Source organism: Gordonia sp. (in: high G+C Gram-positive bacteria), from assembly GCF_052106715.1.
In the GTDB taxonomy this organism is placed as follows: Bacteria; Actinomycetota; Actinomycetes; order Mycobacteriales; family Mycobacteriaceae; genus Gordonia.
In genome coordinates this window covers 1-14,610 of the sequence record NZ_JBQEDL010000058.1, presented here as the reverse complement: position 1 = coordinate 14,610, position 14,610 = coordinate 1, and the positions used below count along the sequence as shown (strand labels likewise).

Annotated in this window: 12 protein-coding genes; 9 read left to right on the top strand and 3 right to left on the bottom strand. The window is 63.2% G+C overall.

The window, feature by feature from the left end:
- Nucleotides 1-784: 784 nt before the first annotated feature.
- Nucleotides 785-943, bottom strand: coding sequence for a transposase (locus ACTIMF_RS18290; RefSeq protein ID WP_442351709.1), 159 nt, complete (start codon nucleotides 941-943; stop codon nucleotides 785-787).
- A 555-nt stretch (nucleotides 944-1,498) separates the two neighbouring features.
- Here ACTIMF_RS18290 and ACTIMF_RS18285 point away from each other — a divergent pair.
- Entirely contained in the window at nucleotides 1,499-1,903 is a 405-nt protein-coding gene (locus ACTIMF_RS18285) for a hypothetical protein (protein WP_442351707.1), read from the top strand.
- A 1,154-nt stretch (nucleotides 1,904-3,057) separates the two neighbouring features.
- Here the strand turns inward: ACTIMF_RS18285 and ACTIMF_RS18280 are convergent.
- Complete coding sequence (locus ACTIMF_RS18280; protein WP_442351706.1) at nucleotides 3,058-3,882, bottom strand: hypothetical protein; 825 nt, start codon at nucleotides 3,880-3,882, stop codon at nucleotides 3,058-3,060.
- The gene (locus ACTIMF_RS18275; RefSeq protein WP_442351705.1) at nucleotides 3,882-5,651 is read right to left on the bottom strand and encodes a serine/threonine-protein kinase; all 1,770 of its coding nucleotides are present in this window, start codon (nucleotides 5,649-5,651) and stop codon (nucleotides 3,882-3,884) included. Before ACTIMF_RS18275 ends, ACTIMF_RS18280 begins: the two co-directional genes overlap by 1 nt.
- A gap of 145 nt (nucleotides 5,652-5,796) precedes the next feature.
- On the opposite strand from ACTIMF_RS18275, the gene ACTIMF_RS18270 reads away from it, so the two are divergent.
- The 8 genes from ACTIMF_RS18270 (at nucleotide 5,797) to ACTIMF_RS18235 (ending at nucleotide 14,491) form a co-directional block, all read left to right on the top strand.
- Nucleotides 5,797-6,312 carry a nuclear transport factor 2 family protein gene (locus ACTIMF_RS18270; RefSeq protein WP_442351704.1) on the top strand — a complete coding sequence of 172 codons (516 nt, stop codon included), beginning with the start codon at nucleotides 5,797-5,799 and terminating at the stop codon, nucleotides 6,310-6,312.
- A 119-nt stretch (nucleotides 6,313-6,431) separates the two neighbouring features.
- Complete coding sequence (locus tag ACTIMF_RS18265) at nucleotides 6,432-6,854, top strand: TA system antitoxin ParD family protein (RefSeq protein ID WP_442351703.1); 423 nt, start codon at nucleotides 6,432-6,434, stop codon at nucleotides 6,852-6,854.
- A complete protein-coding gene (locus ACTIMF_RS18260) occupies nucleotides 6,851-7,438 on the top strand; it encodes a zeta toxin family protein (protein WP_442351702.1) in 588 nt (195 codons plus the stop codon). The genes ACTIMF_RS18265 and ACTIMF_RS18260 overlap by 4 nt, the downstream gene beginning before the upstream one ends.
- Before the next feature lie 242 nt (nucleotides 7,439-7,680).
- Nucleotides 7,681-8,673: an acyl-ACP desaturase gene (locus ACTIMF_RS18255; RefSeq protein ID WP_442351701.1), complete on the top strand. Its 993-nt coding sequence runs from the start codon at nucleotides 7,681-7,683 to the stop codon at nucleotides 8,671-8,673.
- A 41-nt stretch (nucleotides 8,674-8,714) separates the two neighbouring features.
- The gene (gene dusB, locus ACTIMF_RS18250) at nucleotides 8,715-9,866 is read left to right on the top strand and encodes a tRNA dihydrouridine synthase DusB (protein ID WP_442351710.1); all 1,152 of its coding nucleotides are present in this window, start codon (nucleotides 8,715-8,717) and stop codon (nucleotides 9,864-9,866) included.
- An 84-nt stretch (nucleotides 9,867-9,950) separates the two neighbouring features.
- On the top strand, nucleotides 9,951-12,209 hold the full coding sequence (locus ACTIMF_RS18245; RefSeq protein WP_442351700.1) for an LCP family glycopolymer transferase: 2,259 nt from the start codon (nucleotides 9,951-9,953) through the stop codon (nucleotides 12,207-12,209).
- 75 nt (nucleotides 12,210-12,284) lie between these two features.
- On the top strand, nucleotides 12,285-12,947 hold the full coding sequence (phoU, locus tag ACTIMF_RS18240) for a phosphate signaling complex protein PhoU (RefSeq protein ID WP_442351699.1): 663 nt from the start codon (nucleotides 12,285-12,287) through the stop codon (nucleotides 12,945-12,947).
- A 119-nt stretch (nucleotides 12,948-13,066) separates the two neighbouring features.
- Nucleotides 13,067-14,491, top strand: a complete 1,425-nt coding sequence (locus tag ACTIMF_RS18235) for an aldehyde dehydrogenase family protein (protein ID WP_442351698.1) — start codon at nucleotides 13,067-13,069, stop codon at nucleotides 14,489-14,491.
- The last annotated feature ends 119 nt before the right edge of the window (nucleotides 14,492-14,610 follow it).

Sequence of the window (14,610 nt, the reverse complement as noted above, 5' to 3'; positions counted from 1 at the left end):
ACCCCGCTCCGGTACGGACCTCACCCACGCACTCTCAAATCCGAAGAGCCGGTTTTCACCCGCCGTTTGACACCGACCTGTAGTGACTGTCAATACCGATTTGGGTATTCTGACCCTGTATTTACCATGGACAAGACAAAAGATTGATTTCCCTTCGGACTAATTTCTCTCCGTCAGGCTCGTGACAGTTCAGTCCACAGAGACGACAAGACTATAACGACCGACTCCGCTTCAATCTCGCCGTCAGTATATACAGACAGCTTTACTCTTTTAGAAAACTGACCACGGAAGAATATCTCCGCTGGCACGTTTGTAACCTGTATCTCACCACTCGCAACTTCCAATTCTCCAGTCCATACTTCTGTCAGTCGCCCATCGAGATGGTATGACAGATCATTCTCTACGATTGTGAGCGAGACATCACCGTCAAAGTCATGCATCACCGTTACGGCGATACATGAGTTCGTGAGATAAATTGGCGAGCTACCGTCTATATCCGGACCTGAGCTAGCATCCGAATCATGCAAAAATAACATCCCGTTGGGTGCAGGTACAGAAACATGGATTATTGTCATAAGGATCACTCCCTGGATCTATTTTTTATGAGCCCGCCCGGTTCATCCACCGCAGGAATCCACCTTGACGATTAGAGCATGTCCGGCAGTGCGGATACAACCGCTGAGACTCGCCGGGATTGATTACCTTCGACGGTGTCTGGTGATCCGGAATGAAGTTACCTCGTGTCGTTCCCGGGTCCTTCGAACCACATGTATGGCATCCCGTGTCACGGCCAATATCGTTGATCTGGGTTGCACCAGGCCGAGAGCGTCACCCCACTGATGCCGAGCTCGCCAGCGATTTGGGTGATCGTCGCACCCTCAGTGTCTCGGTACAGCGCCACTGCGTCCCACTTAAACTCGTCGGGATAATTTTTCCTTGCCATCGGTGTCGATCATCTCGCTTCCCCCGCCAATCATGCGGGATTCAGCGTGCCCAACACCTGGGGTCAAGGCCCGTGTACGTCTGGCATGTTTTCGGCCGTCCGGTCCCCTCGGCTTGAAGTGCGCCATCAACCCCAACGGGTCGACCCACTCGGGTTGATGGCGCACATAAAAAGCGGGGTACCAGCAACCCGGTACAGAAGTACGAAGTTGGTGCCTATAACGACCTTAATAGGAGGTCGACCTCAGGGGATGACCTCGATATCCACCACCTTCCACAGAAGCATCCTGCAGGTCAAGTAATCAATGGATATGATTCAAAAACAGGTACGGCTATTGCGCTTCCTCGGGGCGAGCATCAGAAGATTCCGACTGTTCGCGGACCGTATAATGGTTCGCCGGAGACCCTCGTACGAGACAACGTTGCTGATTTGAGAAACTTCACGAATACGCCGGATGGGCAGGTGTCGAAAATCGAGGATTTTGCCCCGTCAACGTATGGGCTAAAGTATGGTTGTCACTAGTGCTACTAAACTAGGGATGAGAGGTTGAGTTGAATGAACCAAATTGATAGCGAAGAGTTTGTCAAGAAGTTTGTCGTCGACGACTGTTTCGTTGACGGAATCAATCGAGTCGTTGCGGACGTAGCTGGTCCGGAAAATCAGGGCCTTCCTTATTTGGAGGGGATTCGTGAAGTTATTACGTCTGCTCCGCAAGAAGTTCTTGATATTCTTCCGGAGTTGATTGCGTTGGGGGCGCACTCATCCTTGTTTTCCCTACTTGCCTATTTTGATAACGTTCGTCCAATTGTGGATGGATTTGAGACGGAACTTTCGATAGCACTTCGGTCCGGCGACGAATATAAGGATCTCAATCCAGATGAGGATTTCCACGATATATTTCAACACCACGTGCTTCAATGGAGAGAGAGTGCTGTTGCTCGGCGCGGCCGTCCGAACTGACCTTACGAATCAGTCGGTTTCATAGGTCGCATCCCAGGTGTTGTGGGTATGGACGTTATGCCCCGCTGGCAGCGGAGGGAAGACGCCGCCTGCTCGAGCGGTGCCGAACTCGTCCGATCGCGCATGTGGCGTCTGAGAAGGGGGGTCAGAACCGAGGACCTCATTTCAATACACCAGATAGAGGCGATTATGCCTACTAATGTTTCCGTCGTAGTGGGCGCCGCTGACAAGTGGCCGATCGTATCGGACTCCCACCCGGAAATTGATACTCAAGAGTGGGGGTTCTCGAGGTCATCGCCCGAGGAAATGATCCTGCGTACCGGGAATTCGATAATTCGGATGCCCTGCTTTCGCAAGCTTTAGACCGGTTAGGCGCAGGGTTTGAGGCTCGATCATTCACCCCCATAGTGACCTTTCCCAACAGGCTATTCGAAGCCAAGTTCATGAAGCGAGGACTCTGGCCCCAAGGCCCAGAACGAAGCACTACCGTTGACCGGCAGACAGCGAACCTTCGAACGTATGCCGATAGTAGCAAGCAGTTCGTTGGCACATACGCACCATTGACGGGGCGAGGACTGCTTAGTCCTACTAGGTCCTCAGTATACGCTGGGATCCGCACGACCACGTCTAGCCCGCGGCCCGGATGACAATGCGCGACGCGCGAATATCTTCGGCGCTGACTCGTTGCCCATTGATTACCGTAGACTTGTTTTAAACTCCTTGAAGTATCGGCTCCGTGGGGAAGTTATTATACTCAAGCTCGGGCTATTCGATGACCTCGAATTCGGGTACTCGCTACTTTCCGACCGTGAAGTAGTAGACACTATTCACAGCCTTTTATCCCAGAGTAATTGACTCTTCAGATCTGAGTGTCGACTCAGATGGCTGTACGAACACTTCGCCGAGATCCTCGCTCCTGAGTCGCAATTGACCGCCAGCAGATCGTCGGTTCTGCCGCGCTGGCTGGTGGCGTGCGGACCAGCGTCCTCCCCGACCGACGGAACGGCCGGCTGGCACCCGGCGAAGCGCCCGCATTGACGGTTCCGGGTTGGCGGGACGCCCCGATCAGCGCGAACTGTCAGGCTGTGATCTGGTCACGCCGCGCTCCGAGCGCGCACGCGTAGGGCACCCCCAAACTCCTGCCTGTGGGCTTGCTACCTGTCCTCGAGCGGCATTTCGTTCACGAGGTCGAGGAGTTGTTCCTTGCCGCCTGACCCGCCCTGCTGGACGGCGATCCAGGTGTTGGCCGGGTGCTCGGGTCGCAGGTACGCGATGCGCGAAGCCTCGTCGAAGTAGCCGGTCCCGTACCTCCAGCGGAGGGCTTGGCTCCGCGGCTTCGCGGACGCTGCAGCGAATACCGCGTCGGTCGCCTGTTTGGAGTCGAGCCAGGCTACTGCGAGGGCGAGATCCGTTCCATCGCAGGCCATCCGCGAGCGAGCGAGGATGTCGCCACTCCCTGAGTCTCGGGGACCCGTTTCTGCCTGGAATCCGCTGAGCAGCCACGTGCAGTGCAGGCCCTTCCAGCCGGCGATGTCCGGTGACTGCGGAAGCACGTTGGGGAACTGCTTGACGAAGGGAGCGTAAGGACCCCAGGAAGGGCCTACCGTGACTTCACTGTCGGCACTCGGTGCCGACAGCACTCCGCGCGAGATCGCTCTCACTGTGTACTCATGAGTTCCCTGGGGCGCTGTCGTGTCGCCTGCAACGTTGTCGCCGCCTTCGTAGACGATCACGCCGTCGTCGCGGACAAGTTGGTAGGCGTCGGCGTCGTCCACGCCGGTCCAGGCTGCTTTCACGGTGGTTCCCTCCGCCGACACGCTGAGCCGACCAGGTGCGTCGACCGCACCCGGCTTGCCGACACCGAAACGGACGGCCAGCGCGCAGATCACCAGCACCACCAGTGCCCCTGCGGCGATGAGAATGTACTGGCGGCGGCGACGTCGGTCGGGTTCCCGGTGCGCTGCGTGGGGGTACGTCATCAGAATGGCAGCCTTCCGAGCAGTTCGCGGGCCTGCGTAGTCTTACGCTCATCGGGGATCGCGACCTCCACGAAGGTCGTCGCGCGCTGCTTCTCGTCGTCGTCGAACACAAAGATCGAGCGGGCTTCACCGGCCTTGGATCCCGTCGACACCCGGCCCTTGCTGTTCTGTGCCGACCTCACCGTGTACTCGGTCTTCGACGAATCCAAGCTCATGATCGCCACCAGGCCTGCGGTGTCCTCATCCGGATACGAACCGATCCGGATCTCATAGAGGACGTCGTCCCCCTCCTTCTTGCTGCAGACGATCATCGACCCCGGATGACGGTCGGCGAGTTCGGGGCCCGATCCCCTGCAGACGGCGCCTTCGAACCCGTTGGTACTCAACGGGGTTGCCGGAAGCAGCTGCGGGTACAACCCTGCGACGTCACGCAGTGGACCCCAGGTAAGACTGACATCGATCGGGTCGCTGCTGACGAAGTCGGACCTCGCGCCAGTGGTGCTCGCTGCGGCTACCGAGTACGTGTGGGTGCCGGGGAACGGCGCTGCGAGGGTGAACGAGGAGGCTCTCACCGTCCGGACGGGTACGCCGTCCTGCTGAACCACGTACTCGTCGGCACCCGAAACGAGGTTCCACGACATCTCCACGCCCTTCGCACTGGCCTTCGCCGTGAAGTCACCGGGCTCGTCGAGACGACCGCCCGACGTCCACGCGAATCCGGTGCCGATTCCGATGGCAGCGGCCGCGATGGTCGCCGCCGTCGCAATCACCGGGATCCGCGCGTACCAGTGTGCCGATCCAGCTGGGGCGCCAACAGCTGGCTGCGCGGACGGCACCGGCGAAGCAGGCGCACCCGGCGGAGGATTCCGGACGGGCGCCCCCGGAGTATTCGCGAACGACGCCGGCACCACCGGACCGAGGCCGGTGAACAGCGCGGTCCGCAGCGCCTGTGCGAATGCCAGGCACGACGGCGGGCGCTGGAGTGGATCCTTCGCGAGTCCGAGTGCGATCACCGCGTCGACAGCAGGAGGCAGACTTCGGTTCCGTTCGCTGGCGCGGGGTGGCTCGGCGAACATGTGCGCCGTCATCAACCCTTGGATGCTGGTCGCGTCGTACGGCGAACTGCCGGTCAAGAGTTCGAAGGTCGTCGCGGCCAGCGAGTACAGGTCCGACCGACCGTCGACAGCGCGACCGTCGATCTGCTCGGGCGCGCAGTACCGCATGGTCCCGACCGTGGTTCCGGTGCTGGTGAGATCCCCCGCGGTATCGCCGAGAGCCTGCGCGATACCGAAGTCAGTCACTTTCACCGCGTCGGGGAGGATCGGGTCCTGTCCGGGCGTGATCAGAATGTTGGCCGGCTTCACATCACGGTGCAGCACTCCGAAACGGTGTGCGACGTCCAACCCGGCGGCCACACCGTCCACGATGTTCGCGACCAGCCGAGCATCGAGTCCGCCCGGCGACTGCTTGACGATCTTGGACGCGTCCGTGCCGGGCACCAGCTCCATAGCGATCCACAGGTCGTCGTTCAGTGCGCCACGGTCGTACACGCGGACCAGATTCGGGTGGACCAGAGGTGCGACCAGATCCGCCTCGCGCTCGAACCGTGCGCGCACCACCGGGTCGCCGGCGTGCGCCGAACGCAGCACTTTCATCGCGTCACTGCGCGGAAGCCGAGGATGGCGAACGCGGTACACCTCGCCCATGCCGCCGGCTCCGAGCACGGCTTCGACGCGGTACCCCGCGACCTCGTCTCCGACTTCGAACATGGGCCGCATGCTACCGGCAGGGTCTCGCAACCACCCGATTCGCCGCACGTCGGGTGAATGACCCAGGGGCCTTCGGGCCAGACCCCCCGAACGGATGACTGGAACGTGTTCCACTTTGTTCTCGACTGCCCTAGTATCGGCCCTCATGACCGATTCGTTCAGCGCCCACGACCTCGACGCCGCCTTCACACAATTCCAGAAGACCGTCGCCGAAGTGGCCGAGCACCGGGATTGGGACGTGTGGGCCGACCAGTTCACCGAGAACGCCGACTACGTCGAACACGCTTACGGCACCATGCACGGACGCGACGAGATCCGCGTCTGGATCAACAAGACTATGACCGAGTTCCCCGGCAGCCACATGACGGGATACCCGTCGCTGTGGCACGTCACCGACCCGTCGACCGGTCGCGTGATCTGCGAGGTCGACAACCCGATGCGCGACCCCGGCGACGGCTCGCTGTTCACCGCGACCAACATCACGATCCTCACGTACGCGGGCGACGGCCTGTGGAGCTGCGAGGAGGACGTCTACAACCCGATGAAGTTCGGCCTCATGGCCCGAAACTGGTGCGACCGCGCCGCCCAACTCGGCACCCTCGACGACGAAGCCCGCCAGTGGATGGAGACGACCGGCGCGATGTTCGCGCGGCGGAAGTAGCCCTCGACCTGTGGACAAACGCGCCTACTCGCTGAGTTGTCTACAGATCCACCGTCGGAGGTGACAGGCCCGATCAACACGACGTAGAATTGCTGTTGCAACCTGCAACGGAGGTCATCATGACTGCAGCATCTACCGGTCGGTCAGGCGCGCGACGCAAGTCAAAGAAGGACGCCGACCGAGCCACCCGCTTCTCCGCCGAACTCTTCGAATCGGCGCAAGCGGTCGGCGAAGTGGAGAACAGGTCCGCCCGACAGCAGTTGGAGTACTGGGCGTCGGCAGGACGCGCGGTCACCGCACCGAACTCATCGGCGCAATCGCGGATCGAGTCAGTCTTCGCAGGCACCCTGTCACGACAGTCACTCACCGACGACGAAGTGCGGTCGTTCGACGCGCAGTTCGACGCACGCGCCGAAGCGCGAATGGCTGCGGCCGACATCCCCGAACGGCGTGCAGCAGAAGGACACCGATCCTTCCACCTCGATTCAGGCGGGCGAATAGTCGAGACCCGCCCTGACGGCACTGAGACGATCGTCGAATGACCACCGCGCCCCGACTCGACCTTGTGGTCGGGTGCAACGGGGCAGGAAAATCGACCCTGATCGCCGAGACGATCCAACCCGATCTCGTCGAGTCCACTTTCGTCAACGCCGACGTCATCGCGAAACAACGATGGCCGGACGACGCAGAGGGCAACTCCTACGAGGCTGCCCAGATCGCAGCAGCCTGGCGAGACCGACTGATCGCCGAACGCTCCCCACTGATCGCCGAAACCGTATTCTCACATCCGTCAAAGCTCGACCTCATCGACGACGCGCGAGACGCAGGGTTCGTCGTCATCGTTCACGCAGTGATGATCCCAGCGAGACTTGCAGTTCTACGCGTCCGTAGCCGCGCAGAGTCCGGCGGTCACGACGTGCCGGTCGACAAGATTAAGAGTCGATACGATCGACTGTGGCCGAACGTCGCCCTGGCGATCACTCGCGCGGACCGCGCTCGCGTCTGGGACAACTCACGCAACCACAGCCAAGTAGTCGCAGACTTCGTCGCCGGCACGGCCGCCCGGCCCATTGACTGGCCTGCCTGGACACCCACACCACTGCGGGTGTTGTCCGAACACCGCTAATCGTGTGATCGTTACCCGATTCAGGTAACGATGAACACGTTTGACGCTCCGAAGTTGGCTCTACCTCCGGAAACCTACGGTTGAGTAACAACGCGGTAGTGACATGCGACAAACCTGGTGGCGAGGAACTTGGGACCACTGCCCAACTGACGTAGCCTGAAGGGATAAGTGCACGTCGACCGCAAGCGGGCCGACTCACCCCGATAACGCCGCATGCAGAACCGACCGGAGGATTTTTACCGATGGCACGCGAACTGACTCAGCTCGAGCTCCTCCGGGAACTCGAAACGGTCGCCGAAGACAACGTCAACCGGCACCTCAAGACCGCCCGCGACTGGAACCCGCACGACTACGTGCCCTGGGACGACGGCAAGAACTTCGCCGCCCTCGGCGGCGTCGACTACGACCCCGAGCAGTCCAAGCTCGACGAGGTCGCCAAGGCCGCGATGATCACCAACCTGCTGACCGAGGACAACCTGCCCTCGTATCACCGGGTGATCGCCGACAACTTTTCCATGGACTCCGCATGGGGCCACTGGGTCGGCCGCTGGACCGCCGAAGAGAACCGCCACGGGATCGCGATGCGCGACTACCTCGTCGCCACTCGTGGTGTCGACCCCAACGCGCTCGAAGAAGCGCGCATGATCCACATGACCAACGGGTACGACCCGATCCTCGCCGCCGCCGACCGCGCCGACGAGATGCTGGCCAACGGTGAAGAGATCGGCCTCCTGCACTCGGTCGCGTACGTGACCTTCCAGGAGCTCGCGACCCGCGTCAGCCACCGCAACACGGGCAAGGCGTGCAACGACCCGATCGCCGACCGAATGCTGCAGCGCATCGCCGCCGACGAGAACCTCCACATGATCTTCTACCGCAACATCTGCGGTGCGGGCATGGACATCTCGCCCGACCAGACGTTGCGCGCCGTCACCGACATCGTCACCAACTTCCAGATGCCCGGTGCAGGCATGCCGAACTTCCGTCGCCACGGCGTCCTCATGGCCAAGCACGGCATCTACGATCTGCGCCAGCACCTCGAAGAAGTGATCCAGCCGGTCCTGCGCAAGTGGAATGTGTTCGAGCGCAACGACTTCACTCCGGCAGGAGAGAAGACCCGCGAAGAGCTCGCATCGTTCCTCGATCAACTCGACAAAGACGCAACGCGTTTCGAAGAGATGCGCGACCGCGCCCTGGCCCGAGAGGCAGCCAAGCGCGAGAAGAAGGCGTCCTGAACACCGCAATCCTCGATGCCACCGAATCCCGACCGGACTTCCTGACCGGTCGGGATCCGTTGCGTATCGGCCCGATCGAACTCGCCAGCCCCGTCGTCCTCGCGCCGATGGCAGGCGTCACCAACGTCGCCTTCCGCGTCCTCTGCCGTGAACTCGAAGCGCAGCGCACCGGGACGGTGTCCGGCCTGTACGTCTGCGAGATGGTGACTGCCCGCGCCCTCGTCGAACGCCATCCCGTCACCATGCACATGACGGCGTTCGACCCAAGTGAGACGCCCCGGTCCATGCAGTTGTACACGGTCGACCCGGAGTACACGTACAAGGCCGCGAAGATGATCGTCGACGAGAACCTCGCCGATCACATCGACATGAACTTCGGCTGCCCCGTCCCCAAGGTCACCAAGCGAGGTGGCGGCTCCGCCATCCCCTACAAGCGACGCCTATTCCGCAACATCGTCGCCGCAGCCGTGAAAGCCACCGAAGGCACCGACATTCCGGTCACCGTCAAATTCCGCATCGGCATCGACGACGACCACCACACGCATCTCGACGCCGGACACATCGCCGCCGAAGAAGGCGCGCAAGCCGTCGCCCTGCACGCGCGGACGGCGTCCCAGCGCTACTCGGGCACTGCCGTGTGGGACGAGATCGCTCGCCTGAAAGAACATGTGACGTCCGTGCCGGTCCTCGGCAACGGCGACATCTTCGAAGCCGACGACGCGGTCGCGATGATGAAGCAGACCGGATGCGACGGTGTCGTCATCGGCCGAGGCTGCCTGGGGCGCCCCTGGTTGTTCGCCGAACTCTCCGCCCGCCTCCGCGGCGTCGAGGCCCCCGAACCGCCGAATCTCGGCGAAGTGGGTCAGATCATGCTGCGGCACGGTTCGCTCCTCGCGGCACACCACGGCGAAGACAAAGGCATGCGCGAGATCCGTAAGCACATCGCTTGGTATCTTCGCGGCTTCCCGGCCGGCTCGGACCTACGGTCGCAGCTGTCGCTCGTGAAAACACTCGACGACCTGCGGGAACTCATCGACGGACTCCCGTCCGACACCCCCTTCCCGGAGGACGCTCACGGCCCGCGCGGCCGCCAGGGGTCCCCTGCCTCCGTCGCATTGCCCGACGGCTGGCTCGACGATCCAGAAGAAGACATCGTGCCCGAAGGCGCCGAGATCATGCACTCGGGCGGCTGACCGGGCCGCGACGGCACGTCCATCATTAAACTTTCAGGTCGGGCCTCTATCATGTTCGAAGCCCCTGACCAGTAAGGTTCCTCCGTGAGTTCAGACCGACCCGGCGACGACCAGCCGGACGCCCAGTCGCCGCCGCCTCGGCGGTCGCGCCGGGCCGGACGGTCGTCCGACTCGTACGATTTCCGCGACCGGTTCGGCGACACCGGCGCACTCCCCCGCGCCGAAGGCCTCCGCGAGCCCTCGAGCCGCGAAGAATATGTGCGTCCACGAGGCCGGCTCACCGTCCGTCAACTCATGGAGCAGATGGACGCGGAAGCCGCCGCACAGCGCCCCGAACAGCAGCGCCCCGAACAGCAGCGGCCCGAACAGCGCCGACGCCCAGGCCGGTCCGGCACGCCGAGTCGTCCCGCATCACAAGAACAACCGCCGCGCCGGCAACCGCCCATCGATCCGCGTGCGCGACCCCGCCCCGACGCACCGGCCCGAGGGCCCAGACCTCCGGCCCAGCCCGCCACAGAACCTGACGAAACCCAGTCACTTCCCCCGGTCGCGGGACACGAGTGGGCACCGGTCGATCTCTCCGACGAAGCGACGGCCGCCCGCGCCGCCCGCGAATCGCGCGGCCAGACGCCACCCGCCGATTCGGCGCGCGAAGCCGACCCCGCGCCCGAGACCGAGAAGATCCCCGCCGTCGCTCCGACCGCACCCGACAGCACGGACGGCAGTGCGGACCGGCCACGTCGCCGACCACTCGAGCCGACGCCCGACCTGACGGCCGCGATCCGGCGCATCCGACCGAGCCAGCCCACCATCACCGGGCGGGCACGCGCTCGCAAGACCGCAACCAACAGCGGCCGGGTGCTCGTCGCCCTCGCCTGCATCCTCGCCCTCGTCGGCACCGGCTACGTCTGGAACCTCAACCGGACCCTCAACGGCGCCTGGAACGTCGTCGCCGCGCTCAACCCCGACGACGAGAACATCCGCAACAAGGAGGGGCAGCACGGCGACGAGACGTACCTGATCGTCGGCACCGACACCCGCAACGGCAAGAACGCCGACCTCGGGGCGGGCGACTCGGGCACCGTCGAAGGCGCCCGCGCCGACACCATCCTCTTGGTCAACGTTCCGGCAGACCGGAGTCGGGTCGTCGCGGTGTCGTGGCCACGCGACCTCGCCGTCGACCGTCCCGAATGTGACCAGTGGGATTTCGGCACCAAGGAGTACGGCGCCGCTCTCCCCGCAGCTAACGACGTCAAGATCAACAGCGTGTTCGGCGACGGCGGGCCGTCTTGCCTGGTCAAGACCATCACACAGATGAGCGGTCTCAATATCAACCACTTCATCGCCATGGACTTCGCGGGCTTCGAGCACGTCGTCCGCGCCATCGGCGGCGTCGAAGTGTGCTCCAAGGTTCCGCTGTTCGACGACCAGATCGGCTACATCGTCAAGACTGCGGGCCGCAAGATCAAACTGACGCCGAAGCAGTCGCTCAACTATGTGCGTGCCCGACACATCTCGGTCGAAGGCAACGGCGACTACGGTCGCATCAAGCGCCAGCAGCTGTTCTTGTCGTCGCTACTGCGGTCCACTCTGTCGAGCGACGTCATCACCAACCCGAACAAGCTCAACAAGATCGTCAACACGTTCATCGACTACAGCTACGTCGACAACGTCGATACCAACGCGCTCATCGACCTCGCCGAGTCGATGCAGGGTATGGACGCGGGCGCCGTCACGTTCCTGACGATCCCGACCGCGGGCACCTCCACCGACGGCCAGTTCAACGAGCTCCCGCGCACCGAGGCCATCGACGCCATCTTCAACGCGATCATCGACGACGAACAGTTGCCCGGCGAGAAGAAGAAGGCCGACGCCGAGAAGAACCAGACGCCGACGACCACCGCGACGAAGGCGCCTGAGACCAATGAGATGACCGCCCAGCACGCGGGAAACATGATGGTCCGCGTTCTCAACGGCACCGAGCAGTCCGGGATCGCCGACACCGTGATGAACGAACTCATCCGCCAAGGCGTCGAGGTGTCCGGCATCGGCGACGCGTCGATTAACGTCGATCAGACCGTCGTCCGTTACGGCCCCGGCGAGAAGGACTCCGCCGCGACTGTCGCCTCCATGTTCCCCGGAGCCAAGATTCAACTCGACAAGACCGTGAAGTCCGGCGTTCAGGTGATCCTCGGAGCCGATTACGGCGGCATCGAGACCGTGGGGGCGCTCCCGGAAGCGGGTTCGACTCTCACCGTCGGCCAACTGCCGGAGAACACCTCGCACGGCGACCTGCCGAACGATCTCGCCGTCACCAACGCAGGCGACACCACCTGCAGTTGACACGCCTCCGAGAGTTCACGTCCGATTCACTCCGGTCTAGGGTCTGCGTTCCACACCGATCAGTACACTCGGCGTATGCGTGACGCCTACCAGGAGCAGATGGCTGCCCTGAACTCCGTGCTCGGTCAGATGGTCGATGAAGTCGGCCGTGAGATGGAACTGGCGACGCGAGCGCTCCTGGAGACGAACCTCGAACTCGCCGAGCAGGTGATCTCCGATCACGACGCCGTCGTCAAGCGTTCGGTCGAAGCCGAAGACCTCGCGTTCCAAATGATGGCCTTGCAGGCCCCGGTCGCGGGCGATCTCCGCTCGATCGTGTCCGGTTTCCAGCTCGTCTCCGAGATCGACCGGATGGGTGCGCTCGCCCTGCACGTCGCCAAGATCGCCCGACGTCGTCATCCCGCGAAGGTTCTGCCCGACGAAGTCGCAGGATACTTCGAGGAGATGGGGCGCCTCGCCGTGGAACTCGCCGGGAATGCGCGCCGCATCCTGGAGAGCCAGGACTACGAGGACGCGCTCACCCTCATGGAAGACGACGACGCCATGGACGACCTGCACCGGCACCTGTTCACCGTGATGATGGACCGCGAATGGGAGCACGGCGTCGCCGCAGCGGTCGACGTGACCCTCCTCGGTCGCTATTACGAGCGGTATGCCGATCACGCGGTGCTCATCGCCCGCCGGGTCGTGTTCCAGGCGACGGGCAAGACGCCCGAGCAGCTACTCGAAGCTTCGTAGAGTCCGTGCCGCACGCGGGCATTGACACTTCTTCTACTGTTCGGCAATCTGGATTCACCCACATTTTTGAGAACGTTCGTTCTCAAAATCTTCTCGCCACCCACAGAACGGCGGATCACATGCCCGACCTCAACAAGTTCTACATCGACGGCCAATGGGTCGACCCCGCAAGCGGCGCAACCACTCTCGACGTCATCGACCCCGCGACAGAGCAGGTTGCGGGCACCGTCGCCATCGGCGGAGCGGCCGACGTCGACGCCGCGGTAGTGGCGGCCCGACGCGCATTCGATACCTGGTCACAGACCAGCGTCGACGAGCGCATCGCGGTCATCAACGCGATTCTGACCGAATACAAGAACCGCGCGGCCGATCTCGCCGCCGCCGTCACCCAGGAGATGGGCGCCCCCGCAGGGCTCGCATCAGCGGCCCACGTTCCGATGGGAATCGCCCATCTGGCGACCGCCGCGGAATCGCTCAAGACCTTCTCATTCGCCGAAGACCGCGGATCCTCACGCATCGTCAAAGAGCCGATCGGCGTGTGCGGCTTCATCACCCCGTGGAACTGGCCGCTCAACCAGGTCATGTGCAAGGTCGCACCCGCTCTCGCGACCGGCTGCACCATGGTCCTGAAGCCGAGTGAGGTCGCACCCTTCTCGGCGGCCATCGTCGCCGAGATCTTCGACGCGGCAGGCGTTCCCGCGGGCGTGTTCAACCTTGTCAACGGCGACGGTCCGGGCGTCGGCACTGCCCTCGCTTCGCATCCGGACATCGACCTGATCTCGTTCACCGGCTCCACCCGGGCGGGCGTCGAGGTGGCCAAGAACGCGGCGCCGTCGGTCAAACGCGTGGCCCAGGAACTCGGCGGCAAGAGCCCCAACATCCTGCTCGACGACGCGTCACTCGGCAGCAATGTCGCAGCGGGAATCACGTCGATGATGCTCAACTCGGGGCAGTCGTGCAACGCACCGAGCCGCATGCTCGTGCCCACCGCGCGCATCGACGAGGTCAAGTCCGTGATCGAGAAGACCGCGGCCGATATCACCGTCGGCGACCCCAACACGAACGTCCGGCTCGGCCCGGTGGTCTCGCAGCCGCAGTTCGACAAGATTCAGGGCCTCATCGAACGCGCCGTCGCCGACGGCGCGACGCCGGTGGTCGGTGGCCCGGGACGTCCTGACGGGCTCGACACCGGCTATTACGTGAAGCCCACGGTGTTCACCGACGTCACCAACGACATGGAGATCGCGCGTACCGAAGTGTTCGGTCCCGTCCTGGTCGTGATCGGATATGACGACATCGACGACGCGGTCGCCATCGGCAACGACACCGAGTACGGCCTCGCGGGCTACGTCTCCGGCGAGGACGTCGACGAGGTCCGCCGAATCGGCTCCAAGCTGCGGGCGGGCTCGATCTCCCTCAACTCCGCGCAGCTCGACCCGGCCGCTCCGTTCGGCGGCTACAAGCGCAGCGGCAACGGCCGCGAATGGAGCGACTACGCCTTCGACGAGTTCCTCGAAGTGAAGTCCCTGCTGGGTTTCGCGTAGCTCGAACTCCGGGAGTCTCGACTCCGCTCGACCCCCGGGACCGGCACACGAACACCCGGAGCGGCGCGCGGCCCCCACCCAGGGCGGGCGGGGGGGTGTCCCCACCACATCCGAAGGGC